The 23,335-nt window shown below is 58.1% G+C and carries 19 protein-coding genes; 7 read left to right on the forward strand and 12 right to left on the reverse strand.

Going from position 1 to position 23,335, the window contains the following annotated elements; all coding sequences use genetic code 11:
- Positions 1 to 7 precede the first annotated feature (7 nt).
- The 3 genes from EE949_RS03170 to pmbA form a co-directional block, all read right to left on the reverse strand.
- Positions 8 to 1,384 carry a class II fumarate hydratase gene (locus EE949_RS03170; RefSeq protein WP_122662812.1) on the reverse strand — a complete coding sequence of 459 codons (1,377 nt, stop codon included), beginning with the start codon at positions 1,382 to 1,384 and terminating at the stop codon, positions 8 to 10.
- Positions 1,377 to 1,775, reverse strand: coding sequence for a FagA protein (locus EE949_RS03175; RefSeq protein WP_122662814.1), 399 nt, complete (start codon positions 1,773 to 1,775; stop codon positions 1,377 to 1,379). The genes EE949_RS03170 and EE949_RS03175 overlap by 8 nt, the downstream gene beginning before the upstream one ends.
- Positions 1,776 to 2,016: 241 nt before the next feature.
- A complete protein-coding gene (gene pmbA, locus EE949_RS03180) occupies positions 2,017 to 3,363 on the reverse strand; it encodes a metalloprotease PmbA (protein ID WP_122662816.1) in 1,347 nt (448 codons plus the stop codon).
- Positions 3,364 to 3,470: 107 nt separating this feature from the next.
- Between pmbA and yjgA the strand changes: the two genes are divergently transcribed.
- On the forward strand, positions 3,471 to 3,992 hold the full coding sequence (gene yjgA, locus EE949_RS03185) for a ribosome biogenesis factor YjgA (RefSeq protein ID WP_095096470.1): 522 nt from the start codon (positions 3,471 to 3,473) through the stop codon (positions 3,990 to 3,992).
- A gap of 92 nt (positions 3,993 to 4,084) precedes the next feature.
- On the opposite strand, the gene tldD is transcribed toward yjgA, so the two are convergent.
- The 8 genes from tldD to mreB form a co-directional block, all read right to left on the reverse strand.
- Positions 4,085 to 5,524: a metalloprotease TldD gene (tldD, locus tag EE949_RS03190; protein WP_122662818.1), complete on the reverse strand. Its 1,440-nt coding sequence runs from the start codon at positions 5,522 to 5,524 to the stop codon at positions 4,085 to 4,087.
- A 2-nt stretch (positions 5,525 to 5,526) separates the two neighbouring features.
- The gene (locus EE949_RS03195) at positions 5,527 to 6,378 is read right to left on the reverse strand and encodes a carbon-nitrogen hydrolase family protein (protein ID WP_122662820.1); all 852 of its coding nucleotides are present in this window, start codon (positions 6,376 to 6,378) and stop codon (positions 5,527 to 5,529) included.
- Between the two features lie 184 nt (positions 6,379 to 6,562).
- Positions 6,563 to 10,387 (reverse strand): YhdP family protein, encoded by a 3,825-nt coding sequence (locus tag EE949_RS03200; RefSeq protein WP_122662822.1) that lies wholly within the window; start codon positions 10,385 to 10,387, stop codon positions 6,563 to 6,565.
- A gap of 176 nt (positions 10,388 to 10,563) precedes the next feature.
- Complete coding sequence (gene rng / locus EE949_RS03205) at positions 10,564 to 12,021, reverse strand: ribonuclease G (protein WP_122662824.1); 1,458 nt, start codon at positions 12,019 to 12,021, stop codon at positions 10,564 to 10,566.
- On the reverse strand, positions 12,018 to 12,617 hold the full coding sequence (locus tag EE949_RS03210; RefSeq protein ID WP_122662826.1) for a Maf family protein: 600 nt from the start codon (positions 12,615 to 12,617) through the stop codon (positions 12,018 to 12,020). Before EE949_RS03210 ends, rng begins: the two co-directional genes overlap by 4 nt.
- 79 nt (positions 12,618 to 12,696) lie before the next feature.
- Positions 12,697 to 13,188 (reverse strand): rod shape-determining protein MreD, encoded by a 492-nt coding sequence (mreD, locus tag EE949_RS03215; protein ID WP_087264911.1) that lies wholly within the window; start codon positions 13,186 to 13,188, stop codon positions 12,697 to 12,699.
- A complete protein-coding gene (mreC, locus tag EE949_RS03220) occupies positions 13,181 to 14,239 on the reverse strand; it encodes a rod shape-determining protein MreC (protein WP_240350607.1) in 1,059 nt (352 codons plus the stop codon). Before mreC ends, mreD begins: the two co-directional genes overlap by 8 nt.
- A 216-nt stretch (positions 14,240 to 14,455) precedes the next feature.
- Positions 14,456 to 15,493, reverse strand: coding sequence for a rod shape-determining protein MreB (gene mreB, locus EE949_RS03225; RefSeq protein WP_020292894.1), 1,038 nt, complete (start codon positions 15,491 to 15,493; stop codon positions 14,456 to 14,458).
- A gap of 209 nt (positions 15,494 to 15,702) precedes the next feature.
- Between mreB and gatC the strand changes: the two genes are divergently transcribed.
- The 6 genes from gatC to EE949_RS03255 all read left to right on the forward strand — a co-directional run bounded on the left by gatC (position 15,703) and on the right by EE949_RS03255 (position 22,176).
- Positions 15,703 to 15,990 (forward strand): Asp-tRNA(Asn)/Glu-tRNA(Gln) amidotransferase subunit GatC, encoded by a 288-nt coding sequence (gatC, locus tag EE949_RS03230; protein WP_122662830.1) that lies wholly within the window; start codon positions 15,703 to 15,705, stop codon positions 15,988 to 15,990.
- A gap of 15 nt (positions 15,991 to 16,005) precedes the next feature.
- A complete protein-coding gene (gene gatA, locus EE949_RS03235; RefSeq protein ID WP_122662832.1) occupies positions 16,006 to 17,457 on the forward strand; it encodes an Asp-tRNA(Asn)/Glu-tRNA(Gln) amidotransferase subunit GatA in 1,452 nt (483 codons plus the stop codon).
- Positions 17,458 to 17,469: 12 nt separating this feature from the next.
- A complete protein-coding gene (gene gatB / locus EE949_RS03240) occupies positions 17,470 to 18,915 on the forward strand; it encodes an Asp-tRNA(Asn)/Glu-tRNA(Gln) amidotransferase subunit GatB (RefSeq protein WP_122662834.1) in 1,446 nt (481 codons plus the stop codon).
- Positions 18,916 to 19,064: 149 nt separating this feature from the next.
- Complete coding sequence (locus EE949_RS03245) at positions 19,065 to 19,442, forward strand: septal ring lytic transglycosylase RlpA family protein (RefSeq protein ID WP_122662836.1); 378 nt, start codon at positions 19,065 to 19,067, stop codon at positions 19,440 to 19,442.
- 29 nt (positions 19,443 to 19,471) lie between these two features.
- Positions 19,472 to 20,539 (forward strand): calcium/sodium antiporter, encoded by a 1,068-nt coding sequence (locus EE949_RS03250; protein ID WP_122662838.1) that lies wholly within the window; start codon positions 19,472 to 19,474, stop codon positions 20,537 to 20,539.
- 149 nt (positions 20,540 to 20,688) lie between these two features.
- Entirely contained in the window at positions 20,689 to 22,176 is a 1,488-nt protein-coding gene (locus EE949_RS03255; RefSeq protein ID WP_122662840.1) for a PhoPQ-activated pathogenicity-related family protein, read from the forward strand.
- On the opposite strand, the gene EE949_RS03260 is transcribed toward EE949_RS03255, so the two are convergent.
- Complete coding sequence (locus EE949_RS03260) at positions 22,173 to 23,114, reverse strand: AEC family transporter (RefSeq protein WP_122662842.1); 942 nt, start codon at positions 23,112 to 23,114, stop codon at positions 22,173 to 22,175. The two genes, EE949_RS03255 and EE949_RS03260, sit on opposite strands and share 4 nt — an antisense overlap.
- Between the last annotated feature and the right edge of the window lie 221 nt (positions 23,115 to 23,335).

Consider the following 23,335-nt stretch of genomic DNA (forward strand, 5'->3'; position numbering starts at 1 on the left):
CGACAGGTCAGATCCCGCCAGCGGTGAGTTTTTCCGGATCCAGCAGCGCCTCAAGCTGGCTGCGCTGCAGGTCGGTGTGTTCAAGGGCGACATCAATAATCGGCCGCCCCTGTTTGTAAGCCGTCTTGGCAATTTCTGCGGCTTTCTGGTAACCGATGATCGGGTTTAGCGCGGTGACCAGAATCGGATTGCGCGACAACGCTTCCTTGAGCTTCGCTTCATTGACCTTGAAGGTCGCAATAGCCTTGTTGGCCAGCAATCGGCTGGAGTTGGCCAACAGCTCAATGCTGCTCAACAGGTTTTGCGCGATGATCGGCAGCATCACGTTCAGCTCGAAGTTGCCCGACTGCCCGGCGACCGTGATCGCCGCATCATTGCCGATGACTTGGGCGGCAACCATGGCTGTGGCTTCCGGAATCACCGGATTGACCTTGCCCGGCATGATCGACGAACCGGGCTGTAACGCTTCGAGTTCAATCTCTCCCAGCCCGGCCAGCGGACCGGAATTCATCCAGCGCAGATCATTGGCGATTTTCATCAACGATACGGCGGTGCCTTTGAGCTGGCCTGACACGGCCACAGCGGTATCCTGAGAGCCGATCAGGGCAAACAGGTCCTTGCCCGGCTCAAACGCGACGTTACTCAAGCGGCTCAAATGGCTACTGAAGCGTTTGGCGAACTCAGGGTGCGCATTGATCCCGGTTCCCACCGCCGTGCCGCCCTGAGCCAACGCCTGAAGACTCGGCAGCAAAGCCTGTAAATGCTCAATGTTGGCGCGGATCTGCTGAGCCCAGCCATTGAGTACCTGGCTCATGCGCACCGGCATGGCGTCCATCAAATGGGTACGACCGGTCTTGATGAACGGATGTACCTCATCAGCCTTGCGCTCGATCACTTCGACCAGATGGGTCAACGCCGGTAGTAACTGCTCGTGCAACGCCAGGGCGGCGCTGACGTGAATAGTGGTCGGGATGATGTCGTTGCTGCTCTGTCCACAGTTCACATGGTCATTGGCATTGACCTTGTCACCCAGTACACGACTGGCGATGGTCGCGATGACTTCGTTGGCGTTCATGTTGGTGCTGGTGCCTGAACCGGTCTGAAACACATCCACCGGGAAGTGCGCCATGTAATCGCCGCTCAACAGTTCCTGGCAGGCACTGACGATGGCTTCGCTTTGTGCGGCCGAGATTTGCTCAAGCTCAAGGTTGGCATGTGCAGCGGCAGCCTTGGCGAGCAATAGCGCCCGAATGAATTGCGTTGGCATGCGCAGATTACTGATCGGGAAGTTATTCACCGCACGCTGGGTCTGAGCGCCATACAGGGCCTCGGCAGGGACCTGCAGTTCGCCCATGCTGTCGCGTTCGATACGGGTATTACTCATCGGAGTTTCCTTGCACCAGTTCAGTGAGAGAGATCGAGGGCTGCAGCAGGCATGTCGCCAATTGCCAGGTACAGGCCTGCCAGCGTTGTTGGTCGGCCGCGCAATTGATCAGGGCCTTGAGATCACGTAACGGACGCCAGGCCTGATCGACGCACAAACAGCGCCAATGCCAGGGCAGAACCGTATCGCGAGCGGTATCGATGAGCAGTCGAAAGGAGGTTTCAGCAATCATTCGCTGAGGCGTGGCGGTAAATCGCGCCAGGTAACGGCCTTCGGCCAGGTAACGATCAATCAGCCGTGGTTCGTCAGGCTCAAGGGCACAACGAATTCTGAAACTCATCCCGCGCCAGTTTTCGAGGTGCGCAGGAAGCGCGTGCAAAACAGGACCCATGACCACGGCTCATCTAGATAATGATATTCATTATTAAATGATATTGAGAATCAAAACAACCGTAGAGGGTGAAGGGATTTAGAGGGGGGAGGAAAATAATTATCGGAGCGGCATGTTTTTTGTGGGAGCTGAGCTTGCTCGCGATAAGGCTGGACACGTTTCACTTCAGATCGCATCCAGCCTTATCGCGAGCAAGCTCAGCTCCCACAGAGACAAAGGTGGGGGGCGACAGCTTTTTGTATCAGCTACCGGCGACGGTCATCCGTTCGATCAGCACCGAGCCCGTGCGGATGTTGCTGCGCAATTCGAGGTCGCTGCCTACGGCGACGATTTGTTTGAACATGTCGCGCATGTTGCCGGCAATGGTCACCTCTTGAACGGGGAACTGGATCTCGCCGTTCTCGACCCAGAAACCAGCTGCACCGCGGGAATAATCGCCCGTCACCATGTTCAGACCGCTGCCCATCAGCTCGGTGACCAGCAACCCGCGGCCCATTCGTCGAATCAGCGCCGCCTGGTCCTCAGTACCATGAGTGACGAACAGATTGTGCACACCGCCAGCGTTCGCGGTACTTGGCAAACCCAGTTTACGGCCCGAATAGGTGCTGAGAATGTATGAGACCAATTCGCCATTTTCGACGAATGGCTTGGCATAAGTGGCCAGGCCATCACCGTCGAACGCCGAACTGCCCATGGCGCGCATCAAGTGAGGACGCTCATCAATGGTCAGCCATTCGGGAAACAGTCGCTGACCGATGGAGCCCTCCAGGAACGATGACTTGCGGTACAGATTGCCGCCAGAAATCGCCCCGAGGAAACTGCCGAACAATCCGCCAGCCAGCTCGGCCGAGAACAGCACCGGCACTTCGCACGTCGGCACAGGACGCGCGCCCAGGCGGCTGGCCGCCCGCTCGGCAGCTTTACGACCGACGCTCTTTGGATCGGCCAGCAACTCACCCTGGCGACTGACGTCATACCAGTAATCGCGCTGCATCTGGCCTTCGCCTTCAGCAATCATCACGCAACTCAAACTGTGACGGGTCGACGCGTAGCCGCCGATAAACCCGTGGCTGTTGCCGTACACGCGGCAGCCCTGGTGAGTATTGAGCGTCGTACCATCGGCATTCTTGATCCGGCTATCCGCATCGAAGGCGGCTGCTTCGCAGATCAGCGCTTTTTCGATTGCCTGCTCTGGCGAGATATCCCAGGCATGAAACAGATCAAAATCCTGCTGTTCTCTTGCCATCAATGCAGCATCGGCCAACCCTGAGCTTTCGTCTTCAGAGGTGTGTTTGGCGATTGCGAGCGCAGCAGCGACGGTTTCACGAATCGCGTCAGCACCACTCGCCGAGGTGCTGGCCGAACCTTTGCGCTGGCCTACATACAAGGTAATGCCGAAACCCTGGTCACGATTGAATTCGACGGTTTCCACTTCGCGCTGACGAACCGAGGTCGACAGACCCTGCTCCAGCGACACAGCAACCTCGCAGGCACTGGCACCCTGACGCCTGGCTTCGGCAATGATTTGTTCGACTTGTTCTTGCAGTGCGGGCAAGGCCTGTGGGCCGACGCTTTGTGATGCACTCATGACTTTCTCCATCAAATTCTGCTTTCGGCACGAGCCGAATACCGAGTGGGCCGGACAAGAGGCCCCTGACTGGTTATCATGGCGGCGTTTATTTGCGGACTGCCCCCATGGTTGATTCTTACGACGACTCCCTCGACGGGGAGAAAAGCAAAACCCAGGTCAAACGCGAGCTGCATGCTCTGGTTGAACTTGGCGAGCGTCTTGTGTCGCTCAAACCCGACCTGCTGAACAAGCTGCCTTTGACCGATCCGCTGCGCAGAGCCTTGGCCGATGCGCCCAAGCACACGGCTCATATCGCACGCAAACGGCATATTCAGTTCATCGGCAAGCTGATGCGCGATCAGGATCTGGACGCCATTCTGGTGCTTCTCGATCAACTCGATGCCTCCACTCGCCAATACAACGAACGTTTTCACGGCCTGGAACGCTGGCGTGATCGCCTGATCGCCGGTGATGACGGCGTCCTCGAAACGTTTGTTGCTGAATATCCGGAAGCGGATCGTCAGCAACTGCGTTCTTTGATCCGTCAGGCTCAACACGAGCTGGCCCATAACAAGGCACCCGCTTCGAGCCGCAAAATCTTCAAATACATCCGTGAGCTGGACGAGAAACAACGCGGTTTGCGTTGATTCCTGCGTCACACTACGGGTCCGGCTTCTGTGGGACCGGCTTTAGCCGGGAATAAATCCCCAGTTGAAGCCGGTCCCGCAGATTCACCTCATCAACCGCCTGTGCCGCCTACCGTGATCGCATCGATCTTCAGGGTCGGCTGACCCACGCCCACTGGAACCGACTGGCCATCTTTGCCACAGGTACCGACGCCACTGTCCAGCGACAGATCATTACCCACCATCGACACCTTGCTCATGGCCTCAGGCCCGTTACCAATCAAGGTTGCACCTTTGACCGGCGCGGTAATTTTGCCGTCTTCGATCAGGTACGCTTCGCTGGTTGAAAACACGAACTTGCCGCTGGTGATATCGACCTGACCGCCGCCCAGATTCGCGCAATAAATGCCGCGTTTTACCGACGCAATAATTTCCTGCGGATCGCTCTGTCCACCCAGCATGTAAGTGTTGGTCATGCGCGGCATGGGTAGATGCGCATAGGACTCACGACGCCCGTTGCCGGTACGCGCCACGCCCATCAGGCGTGCATTGAGCTTGTCCTGCATGTAACCCTTGAGTACGCCGTTTTCAATCAGCGTGGTGCATTCGGTTGGCGTGCCTTCATCATCGACGCTCAACGAACCACGACGTCCGGCGAGGGTGCCGTCGTCGACGATGGTGCAAAGCTTTGAAGCAACCATCTCGCCCATACGGCCGCTGTAAGCCGAACTGCCTTTGCGATTGAAGTCGCCTTCCAGACCATGGCCGACCGCCTCATGCAGCAGAACGCCGGACCAACCAGACCCTAGAACCACAGGCAGCGTGCCCGCCGGAGCAGGAATCGCTTCGAGATTGACCAGCGCCTGGCGCAGCGCTTCCCGCGCATAGCCCATGGCGCGGTCCTCGTTGAGGAAATAACGGTAATCGGTACGTCCGCCGCCGCCATGGCCGCCACGCTCGCGACGCCCGTTCTGCTCAACGATCACACTGACGTTGAAACGCACCAGAGGCCGTACATCTGCCGCCAGACCACCATCGGTGGAAGCCACAAGAATCCGCTCCCAAACCCCGGCCATGCTCACTGTGACTTGCTGAATGCGAGAGTCCAGCGCACGGGTCGCGACGTCGATACGCTTCAACAGCTCAACTTTCTCGGCGCGGGTCAGGACCTCCAGCGGATTGTCCGGCGCGTACAACTGGGCCACATCCTGAGACGTGAACGCCTGCACGGTGCCATTCTGACCGGCCCGAGAAATCGAACGAGCCGCGCGAGCCGCAGTGCTCAGTGCTTCCTGCGTGATCGCATTGCTGTAGGCAAAGCCGGTTTTCTCACCGGACTGGGCGCGTACACCAACACCCTGGTCGAGGTTGAAGCTGCCTTCTTTAACGATGCCGTCTTCCAGAGACCAGGACTCAGAAATCTGCCCCTGGAAATACAGGTCAGCAGCATCGATACCCGGACCCGCCAGCTCACCCAGCACCGACTGCAGGCTGTCGAGGTTCAAGCCGCCGGGAGCCAGAAGGTGTTCGCTGACAGAGGACAAGTCGCTCATATTCACTCCGAGGTCTGCACAGGCCGCACGGCGTCCTGCGTAAAAAATCGCCGGTGACTGGACACCGGCATCCGCGCCCGTATGGACGCCTGTTCTTCATTGTCTCGCGTGGCCAGCAGCACCGCTTCACCCTGTGCCTGCTCGGCCAGCACTCGTCCCCAAGGGTCGACGATTGCCGCATGCCCATAAGTTTCCCGGGGCCCCGGATGGACCCCGCCCTGCGCGGCCGCCAGCAGGTAGCACTGAGTTTCAATAGCACGCGCACGGATCAGAATGTCCCAATGCGCTGCGCCCGTCACTGCGGTGAAGGCGGACGGCGCAGTAATCAATTCGGCACCTGCTTCTCGCAGGGCGGTGTACAGCTCAGGAAAGCGCAAGTCGTAACACACGCTTAACCCCAATCGGCCTACGGGCGTATCGACGACCACCACATTGCTGCCGTGAGCATAGTCGTCAGACTCCCGATACCGTCCACGGCTGTCAGCAACATCCACATCAAACAAATGTAGCTTGTCGTAGCGCGCCACTTGTTCGCCGTGCTCATCAATCAATAGCGAGCACGCCGTGATTTTGCCGTCAGGCTGAGCGCTTGGCGGCAGCGGCACGGTGCCAGCAACTATCCATAACCTGAGGTCGCGGGCGGCAAGTTTCAACCATGGCAGGATAGGCCCTTGCCCCAAAGCCTCGGCGCGGCCAATCTCCGCGGCGTCGCGCCGCCCCATCGCAGCAAAGTTTTCCGGCAATACTGCCAGACGCGCGCCAGAGGCTGCGGCCTGTTCCAGCAAGCCCCGGGCCTGAGCCAGATTGCCCAGTACATCGCTCTGGCTAACCATTTGAATCACGGCAAACGACACGGCGGCTTCTCCTCAAACAATACGCAACCACCTGAACCGGAATACTTTTTCGCTGTAGGAGCTGACGAGCACCGCGAGGCTGCGATAGCGGTCCACCTGATACACCGCTATCGCAGCCTCGCGGTGCTCGTCAGCTCCTACAGAATCTTCCGGCGCTTGAACGGTCACTGTACTCCATAGCGCCCTATTGAGGCTTTTCAAACGGCTTGTCGAAGGTAATCTTCGGCTCTTTCCATGGCCCCTCAACCTTGTACTGAACACTGGCGAAACGCGCGACGCGATCACCCAGTAGCTTATCGACCAGGAACAACGCCCCGCCAATCGCGGGCGCCCCGACAATCAACGCGGCAATCGGCAGGTTGTTGGTGACTGGCAGCGTAACCAGAAGCTTGGCATCGACCCGGTCTTTGACCATGTCCAGCGTACCGTTCAGCTCAAGATTGCTTGAAGGGCCGGTCAAGGTAATCGGGGTTCGCGTGACATAAACGCCATCGCTCGCCACCAGCAGACCTTTAACCCTGTCGTAGCTCAGGCCTTTGCCGAGCAAATCCGAGAAATCAAGACGCAAACGGCGGCCAATGGAATTGAAGTTGAGCAGGCCAAACACTCTCAGTGCCTGCGCGCCGCCCTCTACTTCGACAAACTGCCCTGTTTCGAGCTTGGCATCCAGGCTGCCAGAGAACCGCTTGAGCGACACCCAGGCAGGAGAACCGGGCCAACGGCCGTCTGCTTTCAGCTCGAACGATTCGCTGGTGACCGTTGGGGCAAAACCCCAGGCTTTAAGCACATCACCCAACTGCTTGCCTTCAATGTTGCCCCGGTACCAACTGCTGGTAGAGCCCGGTGCGCCTTCCCAGCCGCCCTCGCCTTTCAACTGCATGCCTTTCAAGCCCAGGTCCAGATCAGACAAACGAAGACCTGTAGCCGTCGGACGAACTTTAAGTGACCAGGCGCCAAGTAGCTGTTCACCCTGAAAGAGCTGCGTGACCTTGATATCCAGTGCCGGGATTTTGCCCGGGTCGACATCGGCCAGAGGGTCGGGGGCGTTTTCTACAACCACAGCAGCGGGATCAGGCGCGGGCAGACGGACATAAAGCATATCGATGCCAATGGGCGCACCCTTGGCATCCGGCAAGGTCGCAGTCCCCTTGGCAAGCTGACTGTCCAGCGACAATGCCCAATTGTCAGTACTGCGTTTGAGCTGAACACTGGCCTTGTCCAGCGTTGTCCCCATAGCTGTCAGCTTGCCGATCTGCAGGTCGACGTTATTGACCAACTGCTTGGCACTACCGCCCGGATCTTCACCGGCATAACGGTTGACCATTGCCTGCCAGGGCGCAACATCGAGTTCAGGCAAAGAGCCGCGAACACGCAGGCCTTTGGCCTCCGGTACGATGGCACCGCCGTCTCCCAGAAACAGCTCGCCACGACCGTCCGCCAGCTTGCCCGGCGCGGCAGCGTACGCCAGATTGGCCAGCTTGCCGTAAGCAAAACCAAAGCGTCGCTCCGCGCCCTGCAGCGTCATGCGAAATTCGCTGTCCAGGCCTGTATCCGCTGGCTTGCCAAAAGGCGCCGGCAAATCAACCGCTACACCCTTCAAACTGGAGTTGATCCGCAGCAGACTGTCGGGACCACCAAGACTGAGCTGCAACTGAAACGGAATATCACCCGATACTGGCAGTGGCTGGGTAACGCCCAACCATTCGGTGAGTCTTTTGACGGTGATTTGACCATTGGCAACCACACGGGTCAGGTTCGCACCTGGTTTACCTTCAGCCGCAATTTCTGCGGTAACCGGACGATCAAACGCCTGTGCCCGCACACCTTTGCCGCTGAGCCCCTTGGCGTTGTCGAAGCGAAACTCACCTTTCAACTGGGTCAGATCCAGGGCCGGATCAGCCAGTTTCAGACGCGCCCCTTCAGTGCGGAAGTCCACCGCTATCTTGGGTTCCTGATCCTTGACCAGCGGGATATCCAGTTTCAGCTTGCCGTCCAGAGGGCCATCGCCCTGCCAGCCAGCGAAGGTGCTGGCGGTGCCGATGGGGGCCTCCTGGAGGATTTTCACACCATCGGCCAGATCACCGGAAAAATTGCCATCCACCAGCAGATGACTGGGTTGCCCGGCAGGCACATGTGGAATATTGACCAGCACCTTGCTGACATCCGTATTGAGTAGCTTGCCCTTGCTGGCCTTGACTCTTACGCCGCTGTTCTCCACATACACGTTGCCATCCACACCCGTCAGTCGTGGCCAGCCCGGCTCGAAGTCCAGTGTTGCGTCACGCACTTTAAAAAACAGACTGATCACCCGCGCAGTGTCTGCGGCGTTCTTGCTCAATGAGCCTTGATACTGGAAGAAACCCTGATCGACTTTGCCGCCAATGATTGCTGTACGCAGCCACTTGTCCAGATCCGGGCTGAGGACTGCTGGCAGGTACTTGCTGGTGTAACTGCCATCGCCATCGACCATGCCAACCCGCAGGTCCATGTAATCTTCATCAGCCCGCTCATGAGCCAGGTGCAGGCGAATCAGGAAGTCGGCTGCGATCTTGCCCTCATCACCCAGGACCTTGATGTACGGCGCGATCAAGGTGAAGGTCTCATCATCCAGACGCCAGGTCAGGCGTGCATTGGCTTTTGGGTAAGTCCATTGGTTGTTGAAGATTGGATACAGATGCAGCATGAAATTGTCGCTGTCGAGGCGCAATTCACCCTGGCCCAGGTCCCCGCTGATTGCACCGCTGACATTTCCGGCAGCCGGGGCACCGTGATAGGCGTGGAAACCCACGTTCTCCAGATTGGCGGCGAAGCTCAATCGCTTGTCACCTACTGCCTGGGGACGATAATCAAGCAGTACGTTACGCAGAGCGCCGGTCACCTTGAGGTTATCGATCACTTCCTTGAGCGTTTCAGGGAGCGGAGCAAGCGAGTCCAGCAATGGTGTTACAGACGTCAGATCGAGCCGATCAGCCTGGACGTGCCAGAGCTCTTCCTGATCAGTGCCCGCAACCTTCTGATCGAGCTGGATGTGGCTTTCCCAGCGCTTGCCTTTAAGGTCCATGGCCAGCGAACTCAGGTTTATCTTGAGGCCTTCGTCACGGTCACGACTGAGCCAGGCACTCAGCGCCAGATTATTAATGGTCGATGGTTTACGTTCGGCGTATCCGGCCTTCACCACCGGGGCATTAAGGCGCGCAACGGCGCTTTGTACGGTGCCGTTGCCCCAACTCAGCCAAAATTCGCCACCGGCCTTGAGGGTCGACACTTTCCATTGGCGGGTCAGGGTTTTAGGTAGCCACTTCGACCAGTCGCTTTGTGGAAGGCTCAGGTAAATATCCGCTTCACCCTGTTGCCACTGTCGGGCCTGAATCCGCGAACGAACGTTCAGCGCCAACGGCTGACCGTCGGGAAGCGTCAAACGCGCATCAAGACGTTGATTAGCGCTACCCGTGGCTAGGCTGAGATTGACGTAGGTCAGCGTGAGGGGAGCTTGTTCAAAAGGTTGCAGGGTGACCTGGCTGTTAAGCAGCGAGAGGCGCGATACAACCTGCATCTGGTTGAGTATCTGCTCAGGATCCAGTGGTTTTTCATTCTGGACCGGCAGCCCTTGCAGGGCCCAATGACCGTCCTGATCTTCCTTCAGAATGAGTTGCAGCCCGTTGACCTCCACGTGTGCCAACCGCACGTCCCATGCCAGAAGGCTGGCCCAGAGATCAGGTTCTGCACGCACTTCATCCAGACGCACTGCGCTCGTGCCTTCACCCACCATCACATCATTGGCGACGAAGACCGGCGAAAAACCCCGCCAGCTACCCTCCAGGCTACCAATCGCCAGCGGCATGCCGATTGCGGCCTGAGCCTTGGTCTGAACTTCAACGCGATACCCGGCGATCAGCGGTGTCAGCTCACGGCCTACGCTGACATACAACGCGGCCATGACCAGCACCAGCGCGCAGAGGCTCAGGCCCCAACGCGTCAGGAGCGAGGATAAACGTATCAGACGGCCCATATCGGCGAGCCTCCAGACGGAGACGCGCAACAGCTGGCTTGCGTGAAATGGCCCCACTCAATGGTGCAGGTGCTGTAGGGGGTTTGCTCATTTACCACGCAGAGTTCTCTTAGTGACGGCTTCCTTGCCGCTGGCCCTGAGGCACCGTTATCAAATCATTTTCATTTTGAGCAATGTCAGAGCAGGACTACGTCGTATTGTTCCTGTGAATACATGGTTTCTACCTGGAAACGAATGGTACGGCCGATGAACGCCTCCAGCTCCGCCACATTACCCGACTCCTCGTCCAGCAGGCGGTCTACAACCCGCTGGTTAGCCAATACACGGTAGCCCACCGCTTGATAAGCACGGGCTTCGCGCAGGATTTCCCGGAATATCTCGTAACAGACGGTTTCAGGGGTTTTCAGCTTGCCGCGTCCCTGACAGGCATGACAAGGCTCACAGAGCACCTGTTCAAGACTTTCGCGGGTACGCTTGCGGGTCATCTGTACCAGACCCAGCTCGGTGATACCGATGATGTTGGTTTTGGCGTGATCGCGCTCCAGTTGCTTCTCCAGAGTACGCAAAACCTGGCGCTGATGCTCACCGTCTTCCATGTCGATGAAATCAATAATAATGATGCCGCCCAGATTGCGCAGACGCAGCTGTCGGGCAATAGCAGTAGCCGCTTCCAGATTGGTCTTGAAGATCGTCTCTTCGAGATTGCGATGCCCGACAAAAGCTCCGGTGTTCACGTCGATAGTGCTCATCGCCTCGGCCGGATCAATCACCAGATAGCCGCCGGATTTGAGCGGCACCTTGCGCTCCAGCGCCTTCTGGATTTCATCCTCGACGCCATAGAGGTCAAAAATCGGGCGCTCGCCAGGGTAATGTTCCAGACGATCGGCGATTTCCGGCATCAGCTCGGCCACAAACTGGGTGGTTTTCTGGAAGGTTTCCCGGGAGTCGATACGGATCTTTTCAATGCGCGGGCTGACCAGATCACGCAGGGTACGCAACGCCAGACCAAGGTCTTCGTAAATCACATTGGGCGGGCTGATGGTCTTGATCTGGTCTCCGATCTGATCCCAGAGACGACGCAGGTAGCGAATATCCATCAGAATTTCGTCGGCCCCGGCGCCTTCAGCAGCGGTGCGCAGGATAAAACCACCGGCCTCCTTGATGCCCTCAAGGGCGACGCAATCGCTGACGACTTTCTTCAGTCGCTCACGCTCGGCTTCGTCCTCGATTTTCAGGGAGATCCCGACGTGTGCGGTCTTGGGCATGTACACCAGATACCGCGACGGGATAGACAGCTGTGTCGTCAGACGTGCGCCCTTGCTGCCGATCGGATCTTTGGTCACTTGCACGACTAGGCTTTGACCTTCGTGAACCAGCGAGCTGATGGTTTCAACGGCAGAGCCTTCACGCATGGAGATTTCCGAGGCGTGAATAAAGGCTGCACGGTCCAGACCAATGTCGATGAACGCCGCCTGCATGCCAGGCAAAACCCGCACAACCTTGCCTTTATAGATATTGCCAACGATGCCGCGACGCTGGGTCCGCTCGACGTGAACCTCTTGCAGAACACCGTTTTCCACCACTGCCACGCGTGATTCCATTGGCGTGATGTTGATCAGAATCTCTTCACTCATGACTTGTCACCTTCCTGGCCTTGCCAACAGGGTATGCCGAAACGGCCCAGCAGTTCTGCGGTTTCGCATAGAGGCAACCCGACCACTGCGGAATAACTGCCCTGCAAGCCCTCGACGAAAATCGCCGCCAGGCCCTGAATAGCGTAGCTGCCGGCTTTATCCAGAGGCTCGCCACTGGCCCAGTAGGCACGGGCTTCGTCACCGGAAACAGCACGAAACCTCACGCGACTGGTGACCACACGAGTTTCACAGCGCTGCCGGGTAACCAGCGCTACCGCCGTCAACACTTCGTGCTCACGCCCGGACAAGGCCGCCAGCATGCTCAATGCATCAGCTTCATCGACCGGTTTGCCGAGGATACGGCCATCGAGCACCACCGCCGTATCAGCCCCCATGACGCAACCTTGATCGTCCGCCAGCAACGCCAACCCGGCTTGCGCTTTACCACGCGCGAGCCGCTCGACATACGCAGAGGGGGTTTCTTCGTTGAGAGGAGTTTCGTCGATCTGTGCGCTGAGCACAGTGAAAGGAACGTCAATCTGGGTCAGTAGTTCCCGACGGCGTGGCGAGCCAGAGGCCAGATAAAGCGAGGGCATGGGGACATCTCCGTGTCAAAGATCGTGATGCCGCCCCCGAGCCAGAGATGCTCGCCCGGGACCGGACGTACACGCTGCGTCAGTTGATTTTCAAACGCTTGCTCAAGCCCCGCAGGCCATAGCTGACCCAAGGCCACAACAACGCACTGACCAGCGCAGGCAAGACCAGCGCCAGCGTAGGCTGCCGGTTACCGGTCAAGGCACTGAGCCAGAGCTGCGCCAACTGGGCGAGGCCGAAGATAACCAGCAGGATCAGGCACTGTTGCCACATCGGGAACATGCGCAAACGTTGTTGCAGAGACATCACCAGAAATGTGATCAGACACAGTGTCAGGGCGTTTTGCCCCAGCAACGTGCCGTACAGCACATCCTCCATCAAACCCAATAGCCATGCCGTGGTCATGCCGACCTTATGGGGCAGATAGAGCGCCCAGAAAGTCACCAGCAGCGCCAGCCAGAGCGGACGAAAAATTTCCATGAACTGTGGCAGCGGTGAAACGCTTAACAGCAAACCCACGACAAAAGTGAACCAGACGACCCACCCGTTACGTTCCGGGGCATGACTAGCCATCAATTCTCTCCCGAGTAGTGGCAGGCGCGGTGGCCGGTGGCTTGGTCGCGGCAGGCTTTACAGGCGGCTTGCTGACGGGCTTAGGTGCGGGCGTCGCTGGCGCAGCGGCCGGTGTTGCAGATGGCGCGGCAGCCGGAGCAGCAGTGCCGTGAGCGGCAGGCACCGGATGCGTGGCAGCGTTGCTGGCTGGAGCCGCAGCTGGTACAGCCGCTGGATCAGCCGCTTTCTCGATGGACTCCTGCGCCCTCGCGGCATCGGCCGCACGCTCTTCAGGAGAGCGGCCATCAGAGAACACCAACAACAGATAGCGACTGCGGTTCAGCGCAGCAGTCGGCACCGCACGAACGATGGCGAATGGCTGCCCGGAGTCATGAATGACTTCTTTAACCGTCGCGACAGGGTAACCGGCAGGAAAACGCTGGCCCAGACCAGAGCTGACCAGCAGATCGCCTTCCTTGATGTCAGCGGTGTCGGCCACATGCCGCAATTCCAGACGCTCCGGGTTACCGGTACCACTGGCGATAGCGCGCAATCCGTTACGGTTGACCTGTACCGGAATGCTGTGGGTGGTATCGGTCAGCAGCAAAACACGCGACGTGTAAGGCATCAGCTCGACCACCTGCCCCATCAGACCTCGAGCATCGAGTACCGGCTGACCGAGAACGACACCGTCGCGCTCGCCTTTGTTGATAATGATTCGATGGGTAAACGGATTGGGATCCATGCCGATGAGCTCGGCCACTTCAACCTTCTCGTTGACCAGTGCCGACGAGTTGAGCAATTCGCGCAGACGCACGTTCTGCTCGGTCAGGGCTGCGAGCTTCTGCAAGCGCCCTTGCAGGAGCAAGGCTTCAGTCTTGAGCTTTTCATTTTCGGCGATCAGCTCGGTACGGCTGCCGAACTGACTGGCTACGCCCTGAATCAGGCGTTGCGGCAGATCGACGACCCAGTAGGACTGCATCAGCACCAGCGACATCTGGCTACGCACGGGCTTGAGCACGGTAAACCGCGCGTCAACCACCATCAGCGCCACCGATAAAACGACCAGCACCAACAGGCGCACGCCCAGTGACGGGCCCTTTGCGAAAAGCGGTTTAATAGGCCGCTCCTCCGAAGCAAGATTTTAATCGGCTGTTGTTATTCATGCGGTATCAAACCGGCCTGGGCAGATGAAAAGGTAAACGCCATATTTCGGCGGCCTAAAGCATACAGGTAGCCAAAGCGCTACCTGTATGCAGAAGGATGCAGGATAGGGGCTCGCAGCGCGTTACTCGCTGGAGAGCAGATCCATCGTGTGCTTATCCATCATTTCCAGCGCACGGCCACCGCCACGCGCTACACAGGTCAGCGGATCTTCGGCAACGATTACCGGCAGACCTGTTTCCTGAGCCAGCAATTTATCCAGATCACGCAGCAACGCACCACCACCGGTCAACACCAGACCGCGCTCAGCGATGTCCGATGCCAGCTCCGGAGGGGATTGCTCCAGCGCGCTTTTAACTGCCTGAACGATGGTCGCCAGAGATTCCTGCAGCGCTTCAAGCACTTCGTTGGAATTCAGGGTGAAGGCACGTGGGACGCCTTCAGCCAGGTTACGGCCGCGCACGTCAACTTCACGCACTTCGCCGCCCGGGTAGGCAGTACCGATTTCCTGCTTGATGCGCTCGGCAGTGGACTCACCGATCAGGCTGCCGTAGTTACGACGCACGTAAGTGATGATCGCTTCGTCGAAACGGTCGCCGCCGACCCGTACGGATTCGGCATAAACCACGCCATTGAGCGAGATCAGGGCGATTTCAGTGGTACCACCACCGATATCGACCACCATCGAACCACGCGCTTCTTCAACCGGCAGACCGGCACCGATAGCAGCAGCCATTGGCTCTTCGATCAGGAACACTTCACGTGCACCGGCACCCAGAGCGGATTCGCGAATCGCACGACGCTCAACCTGAGTGGATTTGCACGGCACGCAGATCAGCACCCGAGGGCTTGGCTGCAGGAAGCTGTTTTCGTGAACCTTGTTGATGAAGTACTGCAGCATTTTTTCGCAAACGCTGAAGTCGGCGATAACGCCGTCTTTCATCGGACGAATAGCCGCGATGTTGCCTGGAGTACGGCCGAGCATGCGCTTGGCTTCCATCCCGACAGCAACGACGCTTTTCTGGTTTCCGTGGGTCCGAATGGCCACAACTGATGGTTCATTCAGAACGATGCCGCGCTCACGCACGTAAATAAGGGTGTTGGCAGTGCCCAGGTCGATAGACAGATCGCTGGAAAACATGCCACGCAGTTTCTTGAACATGGGAAAGGGACCCTAGGGAACGCGTGGGTAAAAAAGTGCGGCAAACTCTAACAACGACAGGGATTTTGGGCAAGGAGCCAATATGCTAAATTAGCGGTTTTTCCGAGCACGACCCTCGACGTTCGCGGCCTTATGACCGTAGAAAATGCGATAGTGTTCGCCAATCTAACACACGGACCCCATCCGTAGGCATTCCACTGGAGAACCCCATGGCGCTTGATCGCTCCGACGTGGAAAAGATCGCTCATCTGGCCCGACTTGGCCTGAATGACGCCGATATCCCGCGTACTACCGAAGCACTTAACAGCATTCTTGGGCTCGTAGATCAAATGCAGGCGGTCGATACAACCGGTATCGAACCCCTTGCACACCCCCTCGAAGCGTCCCAACGCCTGCGCGAAGATGCGGTTACCGAACAAAATCATCGGGAAACTTATCAAGCCATCGCACCAGCGGTCCAAGACGGCCTTTATCTGGTTCCAAAAGTCATCGACTAAGGGAATGTGCCTTCAATGCATCAAATGACTCTGGCCGAGATCGCTCGCGGGCTCGCCGATAAAAAGTTTTCTTCCGAAGAATTGACCCGTGTCCTGCTGGCTCGTATCACCCAGCTCGATCCACAGCTCAACAGCTTCATTACCCTCACCGAAGACCTGGCGATCACCCAGGCGCAAGCCGCTGACGCTCGCCGCGCGGCCGGTGAAAACAATCCATTGCTGGGCGCACCCATTGCCCACAAGGATCTGTTTTGCACAAAAGGTATCCGCACCAGTTGTGCGTCGAAGATGCTTGATAACTTCAAGGCACCGTACGACGCCACTGTGGTCAGCAAACTGGCCTCTGCGGGCACTGTGACCCTGGGCAAGACCAACATGGACGAATTCGCCATGGGTTCTGCCAACGAGTCCAGCCACTATGGCGCGGTCAAGAATCCCTGGAATGTCGAGCACGTACCGGGCGGTTCTTCCGGTGGCTCGGCTGCAGCAGTTGCTGCACGCCTGCTGCCTGCTGCAACCGGCACCGACACCGGCGGCTCGATTCGCCAACCGGCTGCACTGACCAACCTGACCGGGCTGAAGCCGACCTATGGTCGTGTTTCCCGCTGGGGCATGATCGCCTATGCATCCAGCCTCGATCAGGCCGGCCCGATGGCCCGCACGGCCGAAGACTGCGCACTGCTGCTGCAAGGCATGGCCGGTTTCGATCCGCAGGATTCCACCAGCATCGACGAACCGGTGCCGGATTACAGCGCCAGCCTCAACGGCTCGCTACAAGGCCTGCGCATTGGTATTCCGAAAGAATATTTCAGCGCCGGTCTGGACCCACGCATTGCTGATCTGGTCTTGGCCAGCGTCGAAGAGCTGAAAAAGCTGGGCGCGGTCGTCAAGGAAATCAGCCTGCCAAACCTGCAACACGCTATCCCGGCTTATTACGTGATCGCTCCGGCAGAAGCATCGTCGAACCTGTCGCGCTTTGACGGCGTGCGTTTCGGCTATCGCTGCGACGAGCCCAAGGACCTGACCGATCTGTACAAACGCTCCCGTGCCGAGGGCTTTGGCCCGGAAGTGCAGCGCCGGATCATGGTGGGCGCGTATGCGCTGTCGGCCGGTTATTACGATGCCTATTACCTGCAGGCGCAGAAAATCCGTCGCCTGATCAAGAACGATTTCATGAATGCCTTCGCCGAAGTCGACGTGATCCTTGGCCCGACCACGCCTAACCCGGCCTGGAAAATCGGCGCCAAGACCAACGACCCGATCGCCGAATATCTGGAAGACTTCTACACCATCACCGCCAACCTCGCGGGTCTGCCGGGCTTGTCCATGCCAGCAGGCTTTGCTGACGGTTTGCCGGTAGGCGTGCAATTGCTCGCCCCGTATTTCCAGGAAGGCCGCTTGCTGAACGTCGCTCATCAGTATCAGCAAGTTACCGATTGGCATCTGCGCACGCCTAGCGGCTTCTAAGGAGAAAACACAATGCAATGGGAAGTCGTTATCGGGCTGGAGATTCACACCCAGCTTTCGACCCAATCGAAGATTTTCTCCGGCAGCGCCATCGCGTTTGGCTCCGAGCCCAACACACAGGCCAGCCTGGTTGACCTGGGCATGCCCGGAGTTTTGCCGGTACTGAATAAAGAAGCCGTGCGTATGGCCGTCAAGTTCGGCCTGGCGGTAGACGCCGAGATCGGTCAGCACAACGTTTTCGCACGCAAGAACTACTTCTACCCGGACCTTCCAAAGGGTTACCAGATCAGCCAGATGGAGTTGCCTATTGTCGGCAAAGGCCATCTGGACATCACCCTTGAAGACGGCACCGTGAAACGCGTAGGCATTACTCGTGCTCACCTCGAAGAAGACGCAGGCAAAAGCCTGCACGAAGACTTCAGTGGCATGACCGGCATCGACCTGAACCGTGCTGGCACCCCGCTGCTGGAGATCGTTTCCGAGCCCGACATGCGTTCGGCCAAAGAAGCGGTGGCCTATGTCAAAGCCATGCACGCACTGGTTCGTTACCTCGGCATTTGCGACGGCAACATGGCGGAAGGCTCGCTGCGTTGCGACTGTAACGTGTCTATTCGCCCGAAAGGTCAGGTGGAATTCGGGACGCGCTGCGAGATCAAGAACGTCAACTCGTTCCGCTTCATCGAGAAAGCGATCAACAGCGAAATTCAGCGTCAGATCGACCTGATCGAAGACGGCGGCAAGGTCATTCAACAGACCCGCCTGTACGACCCGAACAAAGACGAAACCCGCGCCATGCGCAGCAAAGAGGAAGCCAACGACTACCGTTACTTCCCGGACCCAGACCTGTTGCCGGTGATCATCGAAGACTCGTTCATCGAAGAAACCCGCGCCACGCTACCGGAATTGCCTCCGCAAAAACGCGAACGCTTCCAGAGTCAGTTCGGCCTGTCAGCCTACGACGCCAGCGTGCTGGCCTCCAGCCGCGAGCAAGCCGATTACTTCGAGCAAGTGGTCAGCATCAGTGGCGACGCCAAACTGGCTGCCAACTGGGTCATGGTCGAGCTGGGCAGTCTGCTGAACAAGCAAGGCCTGGAAATCGAAGAATCGCCGGTCAGCGCCGAGCAACTGGGCGGCATGCTCAAGCGGATCACCGACAACACCATCTCCGGCAAAATCGCCAAAATGGTCTTCGAAGCCATGGCCAATGGCGAAGGCAGCGCTGATGAAGTCATTGAGAAACGCGGCCTGAAGCAAGTGACTGACAGCGGCGCCATTGAGTCGATGCTCGACGAGATGCTGGCAGCCAATGCCGAGCAGGTTGAACAGTACCGCGCGGCTGATGAAGCCAAACGCGGCAAGATGTTCGGCTTCTTCGTCGGTCAGGCGATGAAAGTCTCGAAAGGCAAAGCGAATCCGCAGCAGGTCAATGAACTGCTGAAGAAAAAGCTGGAAGGTTGATTTAAAAAACTCTAACAGTCACAACGACCTGTAGGAGCGAGCTTGCTCGCGATTCGGTATGCCATTCAGCGCCTCTATCGAATGGCCTGACGCTATCGCGAGCAAGCTCACTCCTACAGATTGCGTCCAGGCATTCAAGGATCGCACCCATGCTGCGGCTTCTCGGCACCACAGCCCTGTTCACCTTTCTGGTTGGCTGCGCTAGCCAGAATCAGACCATTGACGCTCGCGGCTACGATCAAAAGGGCGATGCGTCCTACTACGGCGCCCGGCATCACGGCAAACGTACCGCCAGCGGCGAACCCTTTGACCAAAATGCGCTGACTGCGGCCCACCGCCAGCTACCCTTTGGCACGCGAGTCAAAGTCACCAATCTGGATAACGACAAAAGCGTCATCGTCCGGATCAATGATCGCGGCCCCCATACACGTGGCCGACTGATTGATTTATCACGCGCGGCTGCCGAACAGATCGGCATGGTGCGCAGCGGAACCGCGCCCGTGCGCGTACAAAGTCTGAGCGACTAAGGACGCCCCGAATTCTCGAACTATCATCCCTGCCCTTTCCCGACGTACTTCAATGGGTCTGCGGCTTGCTGTTGCTGCTCATCGGTGCCGAGCTTTCCGTGCGTGCAGCCGTGAGCCTGGCAACCACACTGGGCGTGCGGCCGTTATTCATCGGCTTGACGTTTGTTGCCTTGGGCAGCAGCGCCCCGCAAATGGCGGTCGGCCTGCAAGCAGCTTTCACCTCCAGCGCCGATATCGCCGTGGGCAGCGTGGTAGGCAGCAACATCTTCAATGTGCTGGTCACCCTTGGATTGTGTGCGCTGATAATCCCGCTGCGGGTTACCCGGCAACTGGTACGCCTGGAGATCCCGTTGATGATTGCAGCCAGTGCCCTGGTCCTGGCACTGTCCTGGAACGGCGTACTGGGTGCGCTGGATGGCGCGATCCTGCTGCTGGGCTTGCTGGTTTACCTGCTGACTGTATTCCGTCAGTCCGGGCAACGCTTTGCCTATCGCCAATCCAGCGGCACGGCACACTCGCGCAAAACGGGCCAGGTTGTGCTGCGCCTGGGTGCGTTGTTTGGCGGTATCGCGTGCGTGGTGCTGGGCAGTCATCTGCTGGTGGCTGCATCGGTGGTCATCGCACTGGATCTTGGCTTGTCAGAGCGGGTCATCGGCCTGACGGTGATTGCCGTCAGCACATCACTTCCCGCCCTGACCACCTCATTGATCGCGGCATTGCGTGGCGAGCGTGACATTGCCGTGGGCAACGTGATTGGCAGTAACCTCTTCAACCTGTTGGGCGTGCTGGGCATCACAGCATTGATCGCGCCGGTGCCACTGTCCGTCTCACCCAACGCGCTGGATTTCGACCTCCCGGTGATGCTCGGTGTCGCCGCGCTGTGCTTGCCATTGTTCTACTCGGGCTACCGGATCACGCGCATCGAAGGGTTGATGCTGCTGGCCCTCTATCTGGCTTACGGACTGCACATCGTGTCATTCACCACCGGTATGCCTCTGGCCGACAAGCTTGAGCGGCTGATGGTCCAGTTCGTCCTGCCGGTGTTCGCCGTGGTGATCATGTTCAGCACCATCAGAGCATGGCGTCGCCAGCACTGAAGCAATAAGCCACCGACGACCGGAAAGTCAGCCCTTTCCCACGAACAATCGGGAAATACCCTACTGCAGCATCAATATTCCTGACGAAGAATGTCGAGTTCCCGCGCTAGATGCGCGTCTCGGCCACTTCAAATAACAGGAAGCTATAGATGGCTGCTCTTCGCAGGCTGCTGATTTCAGTTCAATCACTGGCGCTAACGTTGTTCGCAAGTAGCAATGTAGCTGCACAACCCACCGCAGCGCTGACGTCCGTTGTCGGTAAAGGCGAGCCGAATTTCAGCGAAGTGCTGATGAGCTATAAAAAATCCCAGGCATCGATACCCCTCAGTTACAAAGCCAGTGGCGTTGAATCACTACCCGGTATAGAAAAGCGCACGTTCGAACTGAAATCCCAGACATGGTCGCCAGAGGGTCTTGTTGAGCCAGCCCAATGGCTTCATGAAGTGGTGATCTATATACCTGATAACGCCCGGCCCGGTCAGGCATTGCTGATTGCCAACAACGGTACTCACCTGCCCAGACCAGGAGACGCCCCGCGCCCGGCGGATGACTTCAGCGAAGAGATAGCGATCTCGGTGGCCAGAAAAACCGGCACCATCGTCATTTCCACCAGCAACGTTCCCAATCAATATCTGACGTACACCGACGACGGTCTCGCGCGACGGGAAGACGACAGCGTCGCCCACAGCTGGAAGCTGTTCCTGAGAAACCCACAACAACGCCCCACGATGTCGCTGCACATCCCCATGATGCAATCGATGATCAAAACCATGGACCTTGCCCAGCGCGAACTTGCATCGTGGAAGGTCGACGAGTTCATCATCAGCGGCGCATCCAAGCGCGGTTGGGCCACCTGGCTCACAGCGATTGCGGACGAAAGGGTAGTTGCCATCGTCCCGTTCGTGATCGACGTCCTGGGCATGGACAAAGTACTGGAACACACCTACCGGACCTACGGGAACAGTTGGCCAGCCGCATTTTCAGCCTATCAACGCGAAGGCATTACCCGACAGACCCGAACAGCCGCCTTCGACAAACTGCTGCAAATCGAAGATCCACTTCGGTATCTGGACAGCCCCTATGGCCAGCGCCTTGCGATCCCGAAATATATCGTCAACGCTAGCGGCGACGATTTTTTCGTTCCCGACAGCACCCGGTTTTTCTTCAATGAGTTGCCAGGTCCCAAAGCGCTGCGCGTGGCACCCAACTCCAGTCATTACGGTATTCGAGAGTACCTGGAAGAGGCATTGGTGCCGTTCATCAATCGCCTGCGTGAGGGGCGCCCCCTGCCAACGGCCACCCTGCAAAGCACGCGCTCGCCTGAGCCACAACGTTTTGTCGTGAGTTTTTCTGAACCCCCCGTCAAAGTCATGCAGTGGACTGCAAGCAATCCCCTGGCCCGTGACTTCCGTTATGCGTGCGGCATCCGCTATCAGCCTGAGACTCTGACGGTAACCGCTCAAAAGACCGAAGTGACACTGAAGAAGCCCGAACAGGGCTGGATGGCCAGCTTCGTCGAAGCGACCTTCAGTGACGGGATAGTGATCACCACACCGGTGCACATCCTGCCGCAGCGTTACCCGGTGCAGCGCCCGCCAGTGGTTGAGCCAGCATGCAAAACGCTGACTGACGACTAGATCCAGCCACCCCACTGCAGAATGAAAATCCCGATATTGGTGGTCACTGCGGCCGCCAGTGTCGTGATAACGATGATCGCAGCCGCCAGCACATGATTGCCATTGGCCGCACGGGCCATGACGTAGCTGGACGCCGCGGTCGGGCTGGCGAAGTACAGGAACAGAATCCCCAGTTCTGCCCCGCGGAAACCACACAGCCAGGCAGCTAGCGTAGACAGCACCGGCAAGGTGACCATCTTCATCATGCTGGCGCTGATTGCCAGCTTGCCGCTCTGATGCAGCGAACTCAGTGACAGCGTGCCGCCAATACAGATCAGGGCCAGCGGCAAGGTCATTTGCGCCAGGTAATTGCCCGAGGTTTCGATCCAGTGCGGCAGCGGAATCTTGAAATAGGCGAAGGGCGTAGCCGCGATGATGCTGATGATCAAAGGGTTGCCCAGTACGCTTTTGAACAGGCTCCAAGGATCAGACTTGATCACCGGGCTGTACACCGCGAGCACGATGGTCGACAGCGCGTTGTAGAACAGGATGACCAGGGCCGCGAGAATCGCCCCCAGAGAAATCCCGTAATCGCCGTACATACTGGCGGCCAGCGCCAGACCGATTACGCCGTTGTTGCCGCGAAAAGCGCCCTGAACAAAAACGCCACGGTCTGCCAGCGGTACGCGCCAGATGGCCCAGCCCCACGCAAACGCGAAACCGGCCAGCGTGATGATGGTGAAAAAAATCAGTAGCGACGGTTGCAGCGCTTCACGCAGATCGGCATGGATGATGCCCAGAAAGAGCAGCGCGGGCATCGTCACGTTAAACACCAGACTCGACGCGGTCATGATGAAACCGTCATCGATCCAGTTGATGCGCTTGAGCAGCACGCCCAGGAACAGCATGGCGAACACCGGCGCAGTGATGGCCAAGGTCTGATAAAAAATGTCCAGCATTCGTCGAACCCTGTCCCGTCGTTAGGTAGCTAATGATAAGCCAGCATAGACGATAGCGTTACAGGGAATTTCTGGAGGGGCTCCGGACAAAACCCATACACGGTGATTGTGTGCCTGCCGGCGCTAATCTCTGTGGGAGCGAATTCATTCGCGAGGGGCCGATGCATCCGAAGCTTATATGTCGCTTGAAATACCGTCTTCCCGAATGAATTCGGTCCCAC

It is taken from the genome of Pseudomonas viridiflava, assembly GCF_900602065.1.
Classification (GTDB): Bacteria; Pseudomonadota; Gammaproteobacteria; order Pseudomonadales; family Pseudomonadaceae; genus Aquipseudomonas.